General features: G+C 57.1%; 16 protein-coding genes. 9 read left to right on the top strand and 7 right to left on the bottom strand.

The features are described from left to right. Positions 1-105 precede the first annotated feature (105 nt). The 8 genes from F3J28_RS19410 (at position 106) to F3J28_RS19375 (ending at position 8,694) form a co-directional block, all read left to right on the top strand. A complete protein-coding gene (locus tag F3J28_RS19410; RefSeq protein WP_166878919.1) occupies positions 106-648 on the top strand; it encodes a formate hydrogenlyase complex iron-sulfur subunit in 543 nt (180 codons plus the stop codon). Next, positions 648-1,412 carry an NADH-quinone oxidoreductase subunit B family protein gene (locus F3J28_RS19405; protein ID WP_008457680.1) on the top strand — a complete coding sequence of 255 codons (765 nt, stop codon included), beginning with the start codon at positions 648-650 and terminating at the stop codon, positions 1,410-1,412. Before F3J28_RS19410 ends, F3J28_RS19405 begins: the two co-directional genes overlap by 1 nt. Continuing rightward, complete coding sequence (locus F3J28_RS19400) at positions 1,412-1,822, top strand: formate hydrogenlyase maturation HycH family protein (RefSeq protein ID WP_166878915.1); 411 nt, start codon at positions 1,412-1,414, stop codon at positions 1,820-1,822. The genes F3J28_RS19405 and F3J28_RS19400 overlap by 1 nt, the downstream gene beginning before the upstream one ends. Beyond that, a complete protein-coding gene (gene hycI, locus F3J28_RS19395) occupies positions 1,815-2,297 on the top strand; it encodes a hydrogenase maturation peptidase HycI (protein ID WP_166878912.1) in 483 nt (160 codons plus the stop codon). The genes F3J28_RS19400 and hycI overlap by 8 nt, the downstream gene beginning before the upstream one ends. A 324-nt stretch (positions 2,298-2,621) precedes the next feature. Then, positions 2,622-3,167, top strand: coding sequence for an electron transport protein HydN (hydN, locus tag F3J28_RS19390; protein WP_008457677.1), 546 nt, complete (start codon positions 2,622-2,624; stop codon positions 3,165-3,167). A gap of 37 nt (positions 3,168-3,204) precedes the next feature. Next, complete coding sequence (gene fdhF, locus F3J28_RS19385) at positions 3,205-5,355, top strand: formate dehydrogenase subunit alpha (protein WP_166878910.1); 2,151 nt, start codon at positions 3,205-3,207, stop codon at positions 5,353-5,355. An 80-nt stretch (positions 5,356-5,435) separates the two neighbouring features. Next, a complete protein-coding gene (gene hypF / locus F3J28_RS19380; protein ID WP_166878908.1) occupies positions 5,436-7,694 on the top strand; it encodes a carbamoyltransferase HypF in 2,259 nt (752 codons plus the stop codon). Continuing rightward, positions 7,672-8,694, top strand: coding sequence for a HoxN/HupN/NixA family nickel/cobalt transporter (locus tag F3J28_RS19375; protein WP_008457672.1), 1,023 nt, complete (start codon positions 7,672-7,674; stop codon positions 8,692-8,694). The genes hypF and F3J28_RS19375 overlap by 23 nt, the downstream gene beginning before the upstream one ends. 39 nt (positions 8,695-8,733) lie before the next feature. On the opposite strand, the gene avtA is transcribed toward F3J28_RS19375, so the two are convergent. The 3 genes from avtA to F3J28_RS19360 all read right to left on the bottom strand — a co-directional run bounded on the left by avtA (position 8,734) and on the right by F3J28_RS19360 (position 13,066). Continuing rightward, positions 8,734-9,987 carry a valine--pyruvate transaminase gene (avtA, locus tag F3J28_RS19370; RefSeq protein WP_166878906.1) on the bottom strand — a complete coding sequence of 418 codons (1,254 nt, stop codon included), beginning with the start codon at positions 9,985-9,987 and terminating at the stop codon, positions 8,734-8,736. A 174-nt stretch (positions 9,988-10,161) separates the two neighbouring features. After that, the gene (locus F3J28_RS19365; RefSeq protein ID WP_166878905.1) at positions 10,162-12,192 is read right to left on the bottom strand and encodes an alpha-amylase; all 2,031 of its coding nucleotides are present in this window, start codon (positions 12,190-12,192) and stop codon (positions 10,162-10,164) included. Positions 12,193-12,310: 118 nt separating this feature from the next. Then, positions 12,311-13,066 carry a hypothetical protein gene (locus tag F3J28_RS19360; protein ID WP_166878902.1) on the bottom strand — a complete coding sequence of 252 codons (756 nt, stop codon included), beginning with the start codon at positions 13,064-13,066 and terminating at the stop codon, positions 12,311-12,313. Positions 13,067-13,413: 347 nt separating this feature from the next. Here F3J28_RS19360 and F3J28_RS19355 point away from each other — a divergent pair, with 347 nt between their 5' ends. Next, entirely contained in the window at positions 13,414-14,250 is an 837-nt protein-coding gene (locus F3J28_RS19355) for a protein bax (protein ID WP_008457665.1), read from the top strand. Between the two features lie 183 nt (positions 14,251-14,433). On the opposite strand, the gene xylR is transcribed toward F3J28_RS19355, so the two are convergent. From xylR to xylF, 4 genes are all read right to left on the bottom strand, one after another. Continuing rightward, positions 14,434-15,612, bottom strand: a complete 1,179-nt coding sequence (gene xylR / locus F3J28_RS19350; RefSeq protein ID WP_166878899.1) for a D-xylose utilization transcriptional activator XylR — start codon at positions 15,610-15,612, stop codon at positions 14,434-14,436. Between the two features lie 110 nt (positions 15,613-15,722). Beyond that, complete coding sequence (gene xylH / locus F3J28_RS19345) at positions 15,723-16,904, bottom strand: xylose ABC transporter permease XylH (protein ID WP_166878897.1); 1,182 nt, start codon at positions 16,902-16,904, stop codon at positions 15,723-15,725. Continuing rightward, positions 16,882-18,423, bottom strand: coding sequence for a xylose ABC transporter ATP-binding protein (locus F3J28_RS19340; RefSeq protein ID WP_166878894.1), 1,542 nt, complete (start codon positions 18,421-18,423; stop codon positions 16,882-16,884). The genes xylH and F3J28_RS19340 overlap by 23 nt, the downstream gene beginning before the upstream one ends. Positions 18,424-18,473: 50 nt before the next feature. After that, a complete protein-coding gene (xylF, locus tag F3J28_RS19335; RefSeq protein WP_166878892.1) occupies positions 18,474-19,466 on the bottom strand; it encodes a D-xylose ABC transporter substrate-binding protein in 993 nt (330 codons plus the stop codon). Between the last annotated feature and the right edge of the window lie 69 nt (positions 19,467-19,535).

The following is a 19,535-nucleotide window of genomic DNA, read 5'->3' as shown; positions in this document are numbered from 1 at the left end:
CTCTTATGGGCGTAGGTGGAATCGCACTCGAACTGTCCCCTCGCCCCTCAGGGGAGAGGGTTAGGGTGAGGGGTTGTTTTCAGGCCAGGCAAACAAGGAAAACGCATGTTTAACTTCATCAAAAAAGCCATCAAGGGCGGCGTGGCAACCGAGTCTTACCCGCTCCAGCCCATTGCCGTCGACCCGAATTTTCGCGGCAAGCCCGAGCACAATTCGCAGCAATGCATCGGCTGTGCGGCCTGCGTGAACGCCTGCCCGTCCAACGCCCTGAGCGTTGAGACCGATCTTGCCGCCGGGCAACTGCAGTGGAGCTTTAACCTCGGGCGCTGCATCTTCTGCGGGCGCTGCGAAGAGGTTTGCCCGACGGCTGCGATCAAACTCTCACAGCAGTACGAGCTGGCGGTGTGGAACAAAGCCGACTTCCTGCAGCAGGCCTGCTTCCCGCTGTGTAACTGTCGCGAATGTGGTCGCCCGTTTGCCGTGCAAAAAGAGATCGACTACGCCATTGCGCTGCTTGAGCACAACGGCGATTCCCGCGCGGAAAGCCGCCGTGGGGCATTTGAAACCTGCCCGGACTGCAAGCGCCAGCAAAGCCTGGTGTCGTCCGACCGGATCGACTTTAGCCGTCAGATGAGAGAGGCCAGCTAATGAGTAACCTACTGGGGCCGCGCGACCACAACGGCATTCCGGTGCCGATGACGGTGGACGAATCTATCGCCAGCATGAAGGCGTCGCTGCTGAAAAACATTAAACGATCCGCCTACGTTTACCGCGTGGACTGTGGCGGCTGTAACGGCTGCGAAATCGAGATTTTTGCTACACTTTCGCCACTTTTCGATGCAGAACGCTTTGGGATCAAAGTGGTTCCTTCCCCGCGCCATGCCGATATTCTGCTGTTTACCGGGGCGGTAACCCGCGCGATGCGTTCCCCGGCGCTGCGTGCCTGGGAGTCGGCGCCTGACCCTAAAATCTGTATCTCCTACGGCGCCTGCGGCAACAGCGGCGGGATCTTCCACGACCTTTACTGCGTCTGGGGCGGGACCGACAAAATCGTGCCGGTCGATGTTTATATTCCCGGCTGCCCGCCAACGCCCGCCGCCACGCTGTACGGGTTTGCGATGGCGCTTGGCCTGCTGGAACAAAAAATCCATGCGCGCCCGGCAAGCGAGCTGGACGTTGAGCCGGCAAAAATCCTCCACCCGGATATGGTTCAGCCGCTGCGGGTGCGCATTGACCGCGCCGCTCGTCGCCTGGCCGGTTACCGCTATGGCCGCCAGATTGCCGACAGCTACATGACTAACCTGACAACCGGGGGCGATGCCGTTCAGCAGTGGCTGAGCGCGGAAAACGACCCACGCCTGACGGAAATCGTCACTAACCTTGAGCAACTGGTTCATCAGGAGCGCGTGTAATGAGCGAGTCGGTGGTGTTCTGTCAGCTCAGCCGCAAGTTTGTCGATGAGAACGACAACACCCCGGCTGACGCTCAGCAGGTGGTCTACTACAGCCTGGCGATTGGCCACCATTTGGGGGTAATCGACTGCCTGAAAGAGAGCCTGGTTTGCCCGCTGGAAGCCTATCAAGCGTGGATTGCCACGCTTGAAGCTGACGGCGAAGCCCGGCGCAAAATGAACGGCGTGCCGCGCTACGGCGAGATTGTTATCGACCAGAATCACGTGGTGATGCTGGCCCGGGCGCTGGATGCCGCTAAGCCGACGCAGACCCCGGAACAGCAGGCCTGGAGCCAGGCGCTGCTCGACATGCTGCAGGCCATTCAACAAGAACCCGCCATCTACCTGATGGTAAGGAGACGCTATGACTAAGGTACTGCTTTGCGTAGGCAACAGCATGATGGGCGACGACGGGGCTGGCCCGCTGCTGGCCGAGAAGTGTCAGGCTTCTCCGCAGGGTGACTGGGTGGTGATCGACGGCGGCAGTGCGCCTGAAAACGACGTGGTTGCCATCCGCGAACTGCATCCGGAATTGCTGCTGATTGTGGATGCCACCGACATGATGCTCAACCCTGGCGAGATCCGCGTCATTGACCCGGACGACATCGCCGAGATGTTTATGATGACCACCCACAATATGCCGCTTAATTATCTGGTCGATCAGCTGAAAGAGGACGTGGGGGAAGTGGTGTTCCTCGGCATTCAGCCGGATATCGTCGGCTTCTACTATCCGATGACGGAGGCGGTGAAAGCGGCGGTGGAGCAAGTTTATCAGCGGCTGGCGACGTGGACGGGTTTTGGCGGGTATGAGCCCCTCACTATTTCAGAGAGCGAAACGCCTTTCTAGTTTTTCCCCTCACCCTAACCCTCTCCCCATGGGGGAGAGGGGATCAGAACGGCAGTACTTCTTTTCCCCTGCTTACATGGGAGAAAGGGCACGATTCTTTTCCCTTATTTACATGGAAGAAGGGCGCGACTCTTTTCCCCCTCTCCCTTCCAGGGAGAGGGCCGGGGTGAGGGTCATTAATGACTACTGTTACCAAAATGACATCGTCAAAAGTGTCGAACATCCCCCTTACCTCTCGTCAAACCCTCTAACCGCGCGGCCTGCAAACCTGGCACGCTTTATGAATAACCCCACGCAATAACACACTTATTGCAGGAGTTCATGATGAACCGCTTCATCATTGCCGATTCGAGCAAATGCATCGGCTGCCGCACTTGTGAGGTGGCGTGCGTGGTCTCTCACCAGGAGAACCAGGACTGTTCGGCGCTGACCCCCCAAACCTTCTTACCGCGTATTCACGTTATCAAAGGCGTGAATGTGTCTACCGCCACCATGTGCCGCCAGTGCGAGGACGCGCCCTGTGCCAACGTCTGCCCTAACGGCGCCATCAGCCGGGACCAAGGCTTTGTCCACGTCATGCAGGAACGCTGCATCGGCTGCAAAACCTGCGTCGTTGCCTGCCCTTATGGCGCGATGGAGGTCGTCGTGCGGCCAGTGATCCGCAACAGCGGTGCCGGGCTGAACGTGATGGCGGAAAAAGCTGAGGCCAACAAATGTGACCTTTGCTACCACCGCGAGGCTGGCCCGGCCTGCCTGGAAGCCTGCCCGACCAACGCCATCCTGTGCGTGGACCGTAACCGGCTGGAACAAATGAGCGCGGAAAAACGTCGCCGTGCCGCGTTAGATGCCCCTGCGGCGCTGACGTTCTAATCCCTTTGCATTTCAACTTTTAACAGGTCTGTTACTGATGAAAAAAATTACCAGCGTCTGCCCTTACTGCGGGGCCGGCTGCAAACTGAAACTGGTCGTTGAGAACAACAAAATTATTCGCGCCGAAGCGGCCGGGGGCGTGACTAACCAAAACGAACTCTGCCTGAAAGGCTACTACGGCTGGGATTTTCTTAACGATACCAAACTGCTGACGCCACGCCTGACGCAGCCGATGATCCGCTACGAGAAGGGCGGCAAACTGCAGCCGGTAAGCTGGGAAGAAGCGATTAGCTATACCGCTGCGCGCCTGAAGGCGATCAAAGAGCAGTTCGGCCCTCGCGCCATTATGACCACCGGTTCTTCGCGCGGAACGGGGAACGAAACCAACTTTGTGATGCAGAAATTCGCCCGCGCGGTGCTGAACACCAACAACGTCGACTGCTGCGCCCGCGTTTGCCACGGCCCAAGCGTGGCCGGGCTGCAGGCAACGCTTGGGAACGGGGCGATGAGCAACTCCATCGGTGATATCGAAAACTCCAAATGCCTGCTGGTAGTGGGCTACAACTGCGCCGATTCTCACCCTATCGTGGCTCGTCGGGTGATTAAAGCCAAAAGCAACGGCGCGAAAATCATTGTCTGCGACCCGCGCCGCATCGAAACCGCCCGCATTGCCGATCAGCATCTGCAAATCAAAAACGGCTGCAACATGGCGCTGGTGAACGCCTTTGGCTATGTCCTGCTGGAAGAGCAGCTGTACGACAAAGAGTACGTCGCCAAATATGCCGAAGGGCTGGAGGCTTACCGCGAAACCGTGAAGGGCTACGCGCCGGAGGACGTCGAGCATTTAACCGGCGTACCGGCTCAGCTGGTTCGCCAGGCGATGCGCACCTTCGCCGCAGCGCCATCCGCCACCATCATGTGGGGCATGGGCGTAACCCAGTTCGGCCAGGCGGTGGACGTGGTCAAAGGGCTGTCCAGCCTGGCGCTGCTCACCGGCAACCTGGGGCGTGAAAACGTTGGCGTTGGCCCAGTACGCGGGCAGAACAACGTACAGGGAGCCTGCGATATGGGCGTGTTGCCTAACCAGTTCCCCGGCTACCAGGATGTGGTTGATCCTGAAGTGCGCGCGAAGTTTGCTAAAGCCTGGGGGATTGACCCGGCGGTGATGGATGACAAAGTTGGCGTGCGCATTACCGAAGTGCCGCACCTGGCGATAGAGGGCAAAGTCAAAGCCTACTACATCATGGGTGAAGATCCGCTCCAGACCGAAGCGGACCTGGGCTTGGTGCGCAAAGGATTTGAGGCGCTCGACTTTGTGGTGGTGCAGGACATCTTTATGACCAAAACCGCCGAAGTCGCTGATGTGCTGCTGCCCGCCACGTCCTGGGGCGAGCACGGCGGCGTCTTTACCTGTGCCGACCGGGGCTTCCAGCGCTTCGAGAAAGCCATCGAGGCGAAATACAACGTGAAGCGCGACTGGGAAATCATCAGCCTGCTTTCGACGGCGATGGGCTACCCAATGCACTATGAAAATAACCAGCAAATCTGGGATGAGCTGCGTGAGCTGTGCCCGCTGTTTTACGGCGTCACCTACGAAAAAATGGGCGATATGGGACACGTGCAGTGGCCTTGCCCGACGCTGGACCACCCCGGTACGCCATATCTCTACAAAGACAGCAAATTCGACACGCCAAGCGGCAAAGGGCAACTGTTTGCCGCCGCCTGGCGTGCGCCCGCCGAAGTGCCTGACGATACTTACCCGCTGGTGCTTTGCACCGTCCGCGAAGTCGGGCACTACTCCTGCCGCTCGATGACCGGCAACTGCGCGGCGCTGCAAACCCTCGCGGATGAGCCCGGCTTTGTGCAAATCAACCCGCTGGATGCGGACGCGCTAGGTATCAAAGATCGGCAACTGGTCTGGGTAAGTTCGCGTCGCGGCAAGGTTATCAGCCGCGCGGACGTGAACGAGCGCATTAACAAAGGCTCCGTCTATATGACCTATCAATGGTGGATTGGCGCCTGTAACGAGCTGACGCAGGACAATCTCGACCCGATCTCCAAAACGCCGGAAACCAAATATTGCGCGGTGAACGTTAGCGCAATTGAGGATCAGGCGTGGGCGGAGAGCTATGCGCAAACGACCTATAACAGCATGAAGGCGCGTCTGCGCGAGGCGGTGGAAGCGTGATTTTTACCCTCACCCCGGATGGAGGAATCGTGGAGTCTGAACCCGATTTGTCCCCTCTCACCTCTGGGGAGAGGGCCAGGGTGAGGGGCACCGAACTCCGCATTCGCGGCAAAGTCCAGGGCGTTGGCTTCCGCCCCTTTGTCTGGCAAATTGCACAGCGGCTGAAGCTGATGGGCGATGTCTGCAACGATGGCGAAGGCGTTGTGGTTCGTCTGACCGTCAGCCCGGAAGCGTTCTTGAGCGAGCTGTACCAACATTGCCCGCCGCTGGCGCGCATCGACAGCGTGGCGCAGCAGCCAATTTTCTGGGACGTTTTGCCCCAGGACTTTAGCATTCGTCACAGCGGCCATGGCGCGATGGACACCCAAATCGTGCCGGATGCCGCCACCTGCCCGGAATGCCTGCGCGAGCTTAACGATTCGACCGACCGCCGCTACCGCTACCCGTTTATCAACTGCACCCACTGTGGGCCACGTTTCACCATCATCCGGGCGATGCCTTATGACCGCCCGTCCACGGTGATGGCGGCGTTTCCGCTCTGTGCCGCCTGCGAGGAAGAATATCGCAACCCGATGGACAGGCGTTTTCACGCTCAGCCGGTAGCCTGCCCGGACTGCGGGCCGCAGATCTACTGGCAGCAGGGCGCGCAGCGACTGGACGGCGAGCAGGCGGTCGCCCTGGCCGTTGCCGCGCTGCGTGAGGGAAAAATCGTGGCGGTTAAAGGTTTGGGCGGTTTTCACCTTGCCGTGGATGCCCGTAACAACGCCGCCGTTGAACGCCTCCGGGCGCGTAAGCAGCGGCCCGCCAAACCGCTGGCGGTGATGATTGCTACGCCCGAAGGGTTGCCTGATGAGGCCAGGGCGCTGCTTGCCACGCCTGCAGCACCGGTGGTGCTGGTGGCGAGTGATGTTTTGCCTGAGCTGAGCGCTGCCGTGGCGCCGGGGCGAAACGAAACCGGCGTAATGCTGCCCGCTAACCCGCTCCAGCACCTGCTGGTTCAGGACTTTGGTGGCCCGCTGGTGATGACCTCCGGGAACCTCAACGGCAGGCCACCGGCCACCGACAATGCTCAGGCGCTTCAGGATTTGGACGGTATTGCCGACGGTTTTCTGCTGCATAACCGGGACATTCTTCAGCGCATGGACGACTCGGTGATGCGAGCCAGCGGCGAAATGCTGCGCCGTGCGCGAGGTTTTGTGCCGGATGCGCTTCCTTTGCCCGCTGGCTTTAAAGACCTGCCGCCGATTCTGGCGTTGGGGGGCGATCTCAAAAATACCTTCTGCCTGGTTCGCGACGGGCAGGCGGTGCTGAGTCAGCATTTTGGCGATTTGGCTCAGGAGGGCGTGGAGGCCCAATGGCAAAGCTCGCTGGCGCTGATGAGCGAGATCTACGGCTTTAAGGCAGAGCATGTCGCGCTCGACGCACATCCTTGCTACCGCAGCACGCAGGTTGGGCATGACATGGCGCTTCCTGTTACTGAAGTACTGCATCACCACGCCCACACGGCGGCCTGCCTGGCCGAACACGGCTGGCCGCTGAACGGCGGCAACGTCATTGCCCTTGCGCTGGACGGCATTGGCTATGGCGAAGCTGGCCAGCTTTGGGGCGGCGAATGCCTGCTGGTGAATTACCGGCGCTGTGTCTCTCTCGGCGGATTGCCGGCCGTGGCGTTGCCGGGGGGAGATCTGGCCGCCGTGCAGCCGTGGCGTAACCTTCTCGCCCAGTGCGAGGCGTTTGTGCCCGGCTGGCAGCGTTATCCCGAAACAGAAGCTGTGCGGGCGCAGGCGTGGCGACCTCTGGCAAAAGCGGTGGCTCGCGGAGTTAATGCCCCGCTAGCCTCATCCTGCGGGCGGCTGTTTGATGCCGTTGCCACCGCGCTCAACTGTGCGCCTTACCAACAAAGCTATGAAGGCGAAGCCGCCTGTCGCCTTGAAGCCCTGGCGCTGGACGCTGGCCCCTGTTCGCACCCTGTCACGCTGCCGTTGGTGAACGGTCATCTCGATCTGGCGGCCTTCTGGCGGCAATGGTTTGGCTGGCAGGGCGAGGCCGGAGCGCGGGCCTGGGCGTTTCACGATGCCCTGGCGAAAGGCCTGTCGGCGCTGGTTCGCCATCATGCCTTGCTCACCGGCGTGACCACCGTGGCCTGCTGCGGTGGCGTGCTGCACAACCGGCTGCTGCGCGAGCGCCTGGCGTTCTATCTCTCCGATTTCACCCCTCTCTTCCCGACGCGGCTTCCAGCCGGTGACGGGGCGCTTTCCCTGGGGCAGGCAGTGGTTGCCGCTGCCCGCTATTTGAATCACCACAAGGATAAAAAAGATGTTAATGCGTGTTCTTCGTGACAACCCGCGCGCCGGCCTGCTGCTGGCGGTTTTAGTGGCGGCTAACTTTGCCGCCTGGGCCTGGGCGCTGGCGGCGTTTAACCACAGCTCGGCGCTGATGGCGGCCAGCCTGTTGGCCTGGTGCTACGGCCTGCGCCACGCGGTAGACGCCGACCATATCGCCGCGATTGATAACGTCACCCGCAAAATGATGCAGCAGGGCAAACGCCCGTTTGGCGTGGGAGCCTGGTTCTCGTTGGGTCACTCCAGCATTGTGATTCTGGCTTCTGTCGCCATTGCAGCTACTGCTGCGGCTTTCCAGCAAAAAATGGACTGGTTCCATGACGTTGGCGGCGTGATCGGCACCGCCGTGTCGGCCTGCTTCCTGCTGGCGATGGCGCTGGTTAACTTGGTAATCCTGCGTGGCGTGTGGCGCAACTTCCGCCAGCTTAAACGCGGTGAACCGCTGGCTGCAGATGCGACGGAAATGACCGGCGGCGGCATGATGAGCTGGCTGTTTAACTCTGTTTTTCGCCTGATCGGCAAAAGCTGGCACATGTACCTGGTCGGCTTCCTGTTCGGCCTCGGCTTTGACACCGCCACCGAAATTGGTGTGTTGGGCATTTCTGCCGCCAGCGCCTCCAGCGGCATGTCCATCTGGTCGATTCTGGTGTTCCCGGCGCTGTTTGCCAGCGGCATGGCGCTGGTGGATACCCTCGACAACGTGATTATGGTGGGTGCCTACGGCTGGGCGTTTAACAAACCGCAGCGCAAGCTCTACTACAACATGACGATTACCGGCACTTCTGTGGTGGTGGCGTTGTTTATCGGTGGGCTTGAAGCGCTGGGCCTGCTGGCTGATAAATTCCAGTTAGAGGACGGGATCTGGCAGTGGGTTGGCGCGCTCAACGACAACCTCGGCAACGCCGGATTTGTTGTGGTCGGGCTGTTTATCGCCTGCTGGGGGATTTCGATGCTGAACTACCGCTGGAAAGGCTATGACGCTTTAGTGGTGAGATAAGAAAACGGGGCATTAAGCCCCGTTTTACATTGTTACTTGTTATTCGGCTTCCGCCCAGGCTCGCTCAATCTCTTCAGCCAGGATTTTCACCCCTGCCTCGATCTTTTCCGGCTCCGGGACATAGTTCATGCGCATGCACTGGTGTGTGTGCGGCCACGGCTTGTCCAGCCCCGGGAAGAAGTAATCGCCCGGCACCATCAGCACGCCGCGCTTTTTCAGGCGCTGGTACAGCAGCTCGGTGGTGATCGGCAGGTCTTTAAACCACAGCCACAGGAAGATAGCGCCTTCCGGCTTGTGGATCAGGCAGCGTTCCGGCGACAGATAGCGTCGGAGCACGGCGATAGTCTCCTGCACGCGCTGGTAGTAAAACGGCTTGATAACAGTTTCAGACAGGCGCAGCAGATCGTTCCGCTTAATCATTTCGCAGGCCATGGCTGGGCCAATGCCGCCCGGCGCCAGGCTGATAATGCCGTTCATGTTGCTGATGGCGGAGATGATTTTCTCGTTAGCGATAATGATCCCACAGCGGCTGCCCGGTAGGCCGAGCTTGGACAGACTCATGCACAGGATGATGTTCGGGTTCCACAGCGGGCGGGCTTCGCTAAAGATGATGCCGGGGAAAGGCACGCCGTAGGCGTTATCGATCACCAGCGGAATGCCGTGCTGGTTCGCCAGCGCGTCCAGCTTCATCAGTTCTTCGTCGGTGATTACGTTGCCGGTCGGGTTCGTCGGACGAGATACGCAGATCATGCCGGTATCTTCGCCGATATGCAGGTGTTCGAAGTCAACGTGGTACTTAAACTGGCCTTCCGGCAACAGTTCGATGTTCGGACGGGTGGAGACAAACAGCTCTTCTTCCAGTCCGGCATCCGCGTAGCCAATGTACTCCGGCGCCAGCGGGAAGAGCACCTTTTTGGTGCGACCATCCGCATGACGTCCGGCGAAAAGGTTAAACAAGTAGAAAAACGCGCTCTGACTGCCGTTTGTTAGTGCAATATTCTGTGGTTCGATGTCCCAACCCAGTTCATCGCGCAGCATACCGGCAAGCAATTTTAGCAGTTCACTTTTCCCCTGCGGACCGTCGTAGTTGCATAGCGTGTCGGTCAGTTTACCGCTGGCCAGCATCTCGGAAAGCAGCTGCTGGAAGTAGTCGTTCATCGCCGGGATCTGCGCAGGGTTGCCACCGCCAAGCATGATGGCGCCTGGCGTGCGCAGGCCGTCGTTGAGATCCTCCATCAGGCGTGTGATGCCTGCATGGCGGGTGAATTTATCGCCGAAAAGTGAAAACGTCATAACGTGGGTCTGCTGAATACTTTTGAAAAGAGGCTAACCATAGCGCTACAAATAACGCCGTGCAAACCCGGTAAGCATAGCCACTGTTGGCGAATATGCTGTGTGATTTGTGCTGTGCAGCAGGATATGTTGAAGCCTGGGCTTATTTTCTCCCTTGCTGAGGGGCTTTAACGCCTACGGATTGCCCGCCCACACCACCATCACCTTGTCATCGCCACTGACCCGGCTAAAGGCATAGCCCTGTTTTACGCTCAACGTGGTTTGTTTTCCTGCGCCGATGGCCTGGTGGCGGGCGCGGAACTGGCTCAGCTTCTGCCAGTGGGCAAGCGTTGTGGCCTGCGGGCCGGTGGCATCCTGCCAGTTCATGTCTGAGCGGGTGCCCTGTAGCGGGTCAGAGCCCGTCGGGCCAAACGGCCTCTGGGTTTCATCCCCGTAGAAGATTTGCACCGCGCCTGGCGTGAGCAGCAACAGCTCCGCCGCTTTTTGTCCACCTTCCCGGAACAGGCGGGTGTCGTGGGAGGAGAGGTAGCTCAGCACGTTGAATTGCTGAAGTTTGTCAGACATTTGCTGCCAGGTCGGGCCAATCGTTGCCAGGCAATCTACGGCTTTGGCCGCCTGTTCCTGATAGTCGAAGTTGATCATCGCGTCGAAGCCGCTGGCGTAGTAGTCGCTTTTCATCACGCCGTGTCCCCAGGCTTCGCCCGTCATCCAGAACGGCGCATCGTCGATTTTTTTGTCCGGGTTGGCCCGCTTCCATTCAGCCAATGCCGCGCTGGACTGCGTTTTTAATTGCTGCCAGGCCGCTTTTTCGACGTGTTTTGCCGTATCGACCCTGAAGCCATCAATGCCGTAGTCACGCACCCACTGACTTAGCCAGTGAGTCAGGTAATCGCGAACCGTGTAGCCCGGTATCGCCTTTGCGGCGGTATCCGACTTGTGGCTGTAAAACGCCGGTAATTCTGCTGGAGCGGTCACTTCGGTTTTTAAATCGGGCAGGAAGGCGAGCGACATGGTTAAGTCGTCAAAGCCGGGATTGTCGTAATCGCCAATATCCGTTCTGATCCAGGCTTTGCCCCACCACTTATCCCACGCGGCCTTGTCGCTGAAGTTGATGTAATCGTTAAAGCTGTGCCAGCTTTGGCCCGGCGCTGGCTTCCAGTCAGTCCAGCGCTCGCCGAGGGTTTTTTTAAGTTCATCACCTTTGAGATAGAGGGCGCCAAACTGGTATGCCTGCATGTCGGCGAGCGTCGCGTATCCGGTGTGATTCATCACGACGTCAAACAGAATGCGGATCCCGCGCTGATGGGCTTCATCCACCAGTCGGCGGAGATCGGCTTCGTTGCCCATGTTGGCATCAAGTTTCGTCCAGTCCTGGGTGTAATAGCCGTGGTAGGCGTAATGCGGGAAATCACCTTTGGTGCCGCCGCCCACCCAGCCGTGAATTTGCTCCAGCGGGGAGCTTATCCAGAGCGCGTTAACGCCAAGCTGCTGCAGGTAATCCAGTTTGCTGGTCAGCCCGGCAAGGTCGCCGCCGTGGAAGGTGCCTATTTCCTGCATGCCGTCTTTATGGCGGCCATAGCTGTGGTCGTTCGTCGGGTTGCCGTTTTCAAAACGGTCGGTGAGAACGAAATAGACCGTCGCATTCTGCCAGCTAAACGGGGCAGGTTCCGCCACAGTGGCAGATTCCAGCAGCAATAAAGCGCCGCTTCCGGCTGCGGGCATCAGCGTGATGTGGCCTTGCTCAACCTGGGCCGTATTCCCGCTGTAGAAATCCCGCACAACCGACCCTTCAGCAAAAGTGCTGCTGACATCGACGTTGAGCGGCTTTCCATCCCATTTCGGGCACTGCGCCATCGCTTGCAGGGGCTGACTGCTGGCCTCCGGCTGAAGGCTCAGCATCAGCGTTGGCGTCCCGCTGCGAGTATCTATTTGCGCCTGGTACTCTCCGGCGCGGAAAACTCGCCACGTCGGGGCATCCCCGGCGCAAAGCGTCAGGGACAGAACCTGATTAAGTTTGATGGCCTCTGAGGGCTGCCAGCATTGATTATCCTGCGTCAGCCTGAGGGGAAGGGTGCTTTTATCGAGGTGTGTTGCGCTGGTAAACAAGCCCGGATGTGTGGCCTGAAAAGCAGAAAGCCCAGGCGCGTTCCAGCCCGCGAATGCAAGGCAGGGCGTGAACAACAGGCAGAGAGAGAGTCGTGTCATACGCATCATCCAGTGAGGATTTATTGCGCAGTTTGCCATGCCCCTGGAAACATGCGCTCATCCTGCCCGTGTGTTTTGCAGGGTGTAGCCGCCGGGGTGAGTGACGGCGTTAACGTTTTTATTTGTTCGTTAACCAGTGGCCGAAGTGGGCGCTCAGCGTGTTGCGGGTGGCGAGCAGCTCATCGATTGTTTTGGTGAGTCTGGCGTTCAGGGTTTCACACTGCTCAAAGCTGTAATGGTTATCGGCGCGCAGATTCTCGAGTTTTTCCTGCAGGATCGCCACTTCCGCTTCCGCTTTGTAGCGCGCTTCCTGCTGGGTTTTAATCAGTTCGTCGGCGGCTTCCAGGCGCTGATGAAGCTCGGCCTTTTCCCGCTGATGTGTTTCCAGCAGCCCGGAGCCGGACTCTTTCTGGCGGTTCAGAAGGCTTTTCAGCTCGTCGATTTCCCGCTGCATCACGCTGCGCACCAGGGCAGATTCTTTCAGGTGCATTTCCTGACTGATATTCAGCGCTTTCTGGAGCTCCGTGACCTGTTTTTCATATCGTTGCAGGCGGGCGGTTGTTTCTACGGTGTCGCCCTGAGCGGAGCGCAACTGGGCTTCTCGCAGCTGGGCAAGCAGGCTGGTGGAGAGTGACTCTGCTTCTCTCAGGCGACGGAGGGTTTCCGGCGAGTCCTGGTAAACCGTTTTGGTTTGCGGCGGTTTTTCACTGATGCGAACAAGATTAACGTTGACTAATGCTGCGCTAACCTCGGCCTGAATTTGCTCTTTATTATGCGCTTTCATACGGTTGCACGCGCTGGCAAGGAAGCTTGCGGCTTCGTTAGCGTTCGCCGTTGCAAAGGCTTTTTTTATCAGGTTCTGCACCAGGCTCATGTTGCCAGTTTTCCTGTATCAAATGTTATTTGAGCGCCTTAACCCCGGTCGTTCCGCCGTCAGGCTATTGCCGCCGCCACCTTAAAAATATAACCAATAATCTCACTCTCTAAATGCGGGAATCATCCTCCGCAGTGCATTTTTTTACTGTGCCGCGAAGTGTGATTAAGCCCCGAATTTTACAATACTTTTTATCACCATAAGAAGTTCCCAGGTGACATTGTTTCGGAATAGTACTATTTCTAAAGGTGCTCTGAGCGGTTAATTTTGATATAATTCGCCTCTATTTTTCTAAAACCTTTTAAAAAATAAGGCACTGGAAACGATCGATCCGACCAGGAGAGCTAATGATATCACCCCCATTTCGACGATTCGGGGCCGCGATACTCATGCTGCTGACCGTGGGCTTTTCAAGTCACGCGCTCGCCAGTAAACATGAGCCTAAATCGCACAGCAAGGCCCATATAACGAAAGTAAGCAGCAAGAAAGCGGTAAGCAGTAAACTGGCAAGTAGTAAAAAAGAGTATTCTCGCAATAGTGAAAATGGTTCGCTTCCTGATTTGCGAAAATACCCTTCCGGGACACCAAGGAAAAAAGCGTTTCTCCGGACGGTCATGCCATATATTACCCGCCAAAATGCAGCGATAACTGCCGACCGTAACTGGTTGATTTCAAAGCAGTACGAAAAGCGCTGGTCGCCGACTGAGCGTGCACGTCTGAAAGAAATTACCCAGCGTTACAAGGTGGCGTGGCGCGGCAATACCAACCGTGTGCCGTGGAACAGTCTGCTGGAAAAAGTCGATATCATTCCTACCAATATGGTGGCGACAATGGCCGCGGCGGAAAGCGGCTGGGGCACATCTAAACTTGCCCGCAGCAACAACAATCTGTTTGGCATGAAGTGCACCAAGCGCCATTGCAACAGCGAGCCCGGTAAAGTGAAAGGTTACCTGCATTACGGCTCTGTGAATGAAGGCGTGAATGCTTACGTCGCTAACCTGAATACCCACCCGGCCTATTCTTCGTTCCGTAAAGAGCGTGCCAAGCTGCGCAAAGCGGATCAGGAAGTGACGGCTAATAATATGATTCACAAGCTGAAAGGGTATTCGGCGAAAGGCTCAAGCTATAATAACTTCCTGTTCGCGATGTATCAGAGCAACCAGCGTTTAATGCTGCCGAATTAATTTTCATTGCCTGAATGAAATAAACAATGCCCTCTTCGGAGGGCATTGTTATTTATACTCGTCATACTTCAAGCCGCAGGCGCGTTTGCTGCACCCGCTCACCTCAGTCACATAGTTAGCTATGCTCCTGAGGATTCCCGGCCTTGCCGCCTTCCTGCAACTCGAATTATCTAGAGTATGGTTTTAAACTAAAATTTCGCTAAAGCGATCGCGGTGCTCTTTAGGCGTGGCGTCATACTCTTTTTTAAATACCGAATAGAAATATTGCAAAGATGGGTAGCCGCACATCTGTGATATTTCATTGATAGATAAAGAAGTTGAAATCAGTAGGCTGCGCGCTTTTTCCAGTTTTTCGGCGTGGATCACCGCGTGAATCGTCTCGCCGACCTCTTCTTTGAAACGTTTCTCCAGGTTCGAACGTGAGATCCCGACCGCATCCAGTACTTGTTCGACCTTGATCCCTTTGCAGGCGTGATTGCGGATGTAGTGCATTGCCTGGATTACCGCCGGGTCATGCAGCGAGCGATAATCCGTGGAGCGGCGTTCCACAACCCTCACCGGCGGCACTAGCACACGCTGGAGCGGCAGAATTTCGCTGTCCAGCAGGCGGTGTAGCAGTTTGGCGGCCTGGTAGCCCATCTGACGCGTACCCTGCGCTACTGACGAAAGCGCGACCCGCGATAAATAACGGGTCAGTTCCTCGTTATCGATGCCGATAACGCAAAGCTTTTCCGGGACGGGGATATGCAGGTGCTCGCAGACCTGCAGCAGGTGTCGGGCTCGGGCGTCCGTGACCGCAATAATGCCGGTTTGCGGCGGCAGCGTTTGTACCCAGTCCGCCAGGCGGTTTTGGGCGTGCTGCCAGTTTTCTGGTGCCGTTTCTATGCCCTGATAAACCACGCCCCGGTACTTTTCCTTCGCAACCAATTGACGAAAAGCGTGCTCGCGTTCGGCCGCCCAACGTTTGCCGCTCGAGCCGGGCAACCCATAAAACGCAAAACGCTGCACGCCTTTCTCTTTCAGGTGCAGGAAAGCGCTTTCCACCAGCGCGTGGTTGTCAGTCGCGATGTAATGCACTGCGGGATAGTGCTCCGGCGTGTGGTAGGAGCCACCGACGCCGACAATCGGGACTTCGGCGCCTTCCAGCAAGTGTTCAATCTCCCGATCGTCAAAATCGGCAATCACGCCGTCGCCCAGCCACTCTTTGATATTATCGATCCGGGCGCGAAAGTCCTCTTCGATAAAAATGTCCCATTCTGACTGAGAGGCCTGCAAATATTCCCCCACGCCTTCGACTACCTGACGGTCATAGACTTTATTGGCGTTGAACAGCAGCGTAATGCGATGACGTTTCTCAAACATGCCGATAGTTTCCCGTAGCTAACCAGATGTCTGCATATCACAGCCGCGAGCGAGCCGGGGAACGCCACCCCGGCAGTGTGATCGTTTGCACGTTTTGCCCGGCAGGCATATTACGCCCGGCGTTTGGTCGCAGAATCCATCCACACCGCGAGCAGCAAAATGGCACCTTTGACGATGTACTGCCAGAAGGTCGGGACGTCCATCATGCTCATGCCGTTGTCGAGCGAAGCCATAATAAATGCCCCCATCACCGCCCCGGCAACGCTGCCGATACCACCCGCCAGGCTGGTTCCACCAATAACACAGGCGGCAATGGCATCCAGTTCGGCGATGTTCCCGGCAGAAGGTGAGCCTGCTCCGAGGCGCGAGCTAAGAATCAGTCCGGCAATCGCTACCATCAGGCCGTTTATAGCAAACACCGCTAGCTTGGTACGCTCGACGTTGATTCCCGAAAGGCGCGCAGCATCAATATTGCCGCCGATGGCGTAGATGCGGCGGCCAAACGCAGTTCGGGTAGCCATAAACATCCCGGCGAGCAGCAGCAGCGCAAGGAGCAGTACCGGCGTGGGAACGCCGCGATAGTCGTTCAACAGCCAGATGGCGCCGAGTATGATCACGGCGGTGATTGCCTGGCGGCCAACAACGCCACCCGACGCGGGCGCGGCAAGGCCCAGAGCCTGACGGCGAATGCGTAGCCGCCATTGCCAGGCAATAAAGCCCATCAAACCGATAACGCCAACGGTAAAGCCAATGCCGTCTGACAGGTAGCTTTGCCCGATTTGCGACATGGCTCCGCTGGTAGGCGACACGGTGGTGCCATTGGTGATGCCGATTAAAATTCCCCGAAACGCCAGCATGCCCGCGAGCGTGACGATAAACGACGGCACTTTGCGATAGGCAATCCACCATCCGTTCCATGCCCCGAGAACCAGGCCCAGGGCCAGCGTGACAACAATCGTGAGTGGCAGAGGCCAGCCGAGCCAGACGTCAAAAATGGCCGCTACGCCGCCCAGAAGACCCATCATTGAGCCAACCGAGAGGTCGATTTCAGCCGAAATAATGACGAACACCATGCCCACCGCGAGGATGCCGGTAATGGCCGTTTGCCGAAGGAGGTTGGAGACGTTGCGGGCGCTCAGGTAAGCGCCGTCCGTTTGCCACGTAAAGAACAGCATGATGACCAGGATGGCGGCAATCATGACAAAAACCTGCAAATTCAGCGATTTTAATGCCCCAACGGAGGCGCGGCCTGGTGCTGTCAGTTTCATTTCAGACAAATTGCTTTTCGACATGGGGGTCACTCCTCAGGGCGGCTTCCATGACCTTTTCCTGGGTCAGATTATGGTTAATCAAATCGGCTTTAATGCGGCCTTCGTGCATCACCAGTACGCGATCGCTCAGGCCGAGCACTTCGGGGAGTTCAGAGGAGATGACAATGACGGCGATCCCCTGCTGCACCAGTTGATTGATAAGTTTGTAGATCTCGTATTTCGCGCCAATGTCGATGCCTCGAGTGGGTTCATCGAGTATCAGGATGCGCGGGTTGAGCAGCAGGCAGCGGGCAAGAATTGCTTTTTGCTGGTTCCCACCGCTCAGGCGGCCAATCGCCAGGCTGGGCGATGACGTTTTGACTTTCAGGCGTGCCAGCGACTGCAGCATGCAGTGCTGCTCTTGCGCTTCATCCAGGCTGCTCAGTGCGCCAGTAAACTGACTCAATGCGGCAAGCGTGATGTTTTGCCCCACGGCCATGACCGGCACGATGCCGTCCTTCTTACGATCTTCCGGCACCATGGCGATGCCGTGAGCGATAGCCTGCTGACAGTTATTGATACGAACCTGCTGCCCGTCGATGTAGATCTTTCCTTCCCAGCGCCCCTGCCAAACGCCAAACAGACACTGCACCGCCTCGGTTCTTCCGGCCCCGACCAAACCGGCAATCCCCAGGATTTCCCCTTTTCGCAGAGAAAAAGAGGCATCGTTGACCCGCTTGATGTGCCGGTTGACCGGGTGCCATGCGGTCAGGTGTTCGACGCGCAGGATCTCATCGCCGGTTTGGTGAGGTTCGCTGGGGTACAGCGCGGTCAGTTCCCGGCCAACCATCATGGTGATGATATCGTCCTCGCTCATCTGCCTGGCTTCACGGGTGCCGATGGGCTGCCCGTCGCGAATCACGCAGATGGTGTCGGAAATGGCTTTTACTTCATTGAGCTTGTGGGAGATATAAATACAGGCGATGCCGTGCGCCTGCAGATCGCGAATTATCCCGAGCAGTACGGCGGTTTCCTGCTCGGTGAGCGAAGCGGTGGGTTCGTCCAGAATCAGCAACCGGACCTGCTTGTTCAGCGCCTTCGCGATCTCAACCAATTGCTGCTGCCCGAGCCCCAAATCCCCCACGCGTGTTTCCGGGGAGAGCGTAAGGTTCACCTGGGCAAGCAGCTTCTGGCAGCGTAACGTCATGGCATCGAAGTCGAGCAGGCCGTGGCGCGTAATTTCTACGCCGAGGAAGATGTTTTCCAGCACCGTAAGATGCTTCACCAGCGCCAGTTCCTGATGAATGATGGCGATGCCTTTGCGCTCAGTGTCGCGAATATGACTCGCCTGCAGCGGCTCACCGGCAAACCAGATCTCACCTTCATAGCTGCCGTGAGGGTAAATACCACACAGCACTTTCATCAGCGTGGATTTGCCCGAGCCATTTTCACCGCACAGCGACATCACTTCTCCAGCTTCCAGGGCCAGACTCACGTTATCCACGGCTTTTACTGGCCCAAAGGATTTGGTGATGTTTTTCATTTCCAACAAATGAGGCATAAGGCTCCTCCTGGTGAAAGAGAAGGCCCGCGTATGTGCAGGCCCAGTGGCTACAGATCGCTCTTTTTGTGGAAACCGTCGGCAATGACGGTGCTGTCGATATTGGTTTTTTCCACCTCAATAGGCGTCAGGAGGCGGGAGGGAACATCTTTCAGGCCATTATTTAATGTGGCATCTGCGGCTGGTTGTTTACCTGCCCCCAGCTCGACGGCAATTTCGGCGGCGGTATCTGCCAGTTTGGTAATCGGTTTATAGACGGTCATTGTTTGGGTGCCGGCAATAATGCGCTTAATGCCCGCGAGATCGGCATCCTGACCTGAAATAGCCACTTTCCCTGCCAGCCCCTGCGCGCTAAGCGCCTGAATTGCGCCGCCCGCAGTGGCATCGTTGGAGGCGACAACGGCATCAATCTTGTTATTGTTCGCCGTCAGGGCATTTTCCATTATTTTCAGCGCGTTTTCCGGCAGCCAGCCGTCAACCCACTGATCGCCGACGACTTTAATTTTTCCACCGTCGATATAAGGCTTTAATACTTTCATCTGCCCGGCGCGGAATAATTTCGCATTATTATCCACCGGGGAACCGCCCATTAAGAAGTAATTCCCCTGCGGCACTTTACTCACAATGCTTTTTGCTTGTAATTCACCGACTTTTTCATTGTCGAAAGAAATATAAAAGTCAATTTCAGCATTATTAATCATGCGGTCGTAGGCGAGCACTTTAATGCCTTCGCGTTTAGCTTCTGCAACCACGTTACTTAATACCTGGCCGTTGTAGGGGATAATCACTAATACATCAACACCGCGGTTAATCATATTTTCAATTTGCGACATCTGGGTTTCTTCGTTGCCATTGGCGGACTGGACAAAAACTTTCGCCCCCAATGATTCCGATTTTTTCACAAAAATATCGCGATCTTTTTGCCAGCGCTCCAGGCGAAGGTCGTCAATCGCCATACCGATTTTCACTTCTTTTGCGATGCCGCTTACGCTGGTCAGGATAAGTGAGGCGCATAGCGTGACTAAGAGGTTCTTTATCTTCATGTTATTTACCTGTAGGGGAAAGTGGCTTATCGGAATAAAGAGTGATTCATATCAGCAGACGGTTTGAAT

It is taken from the genome of Enterobacter sp. Ap-1006, assembly GCF_011752835.1.
Classification (GTDB): Bacteria; Pseudomonadota; Gammaproteobacteria; order Enterobacterales; family Enterobacteriaceae; genus Cedecea.
Note: the sequence above shows the minus strand (reverse complement) of the source record. Positions and strands in the feature narration are given on the sequence as shown.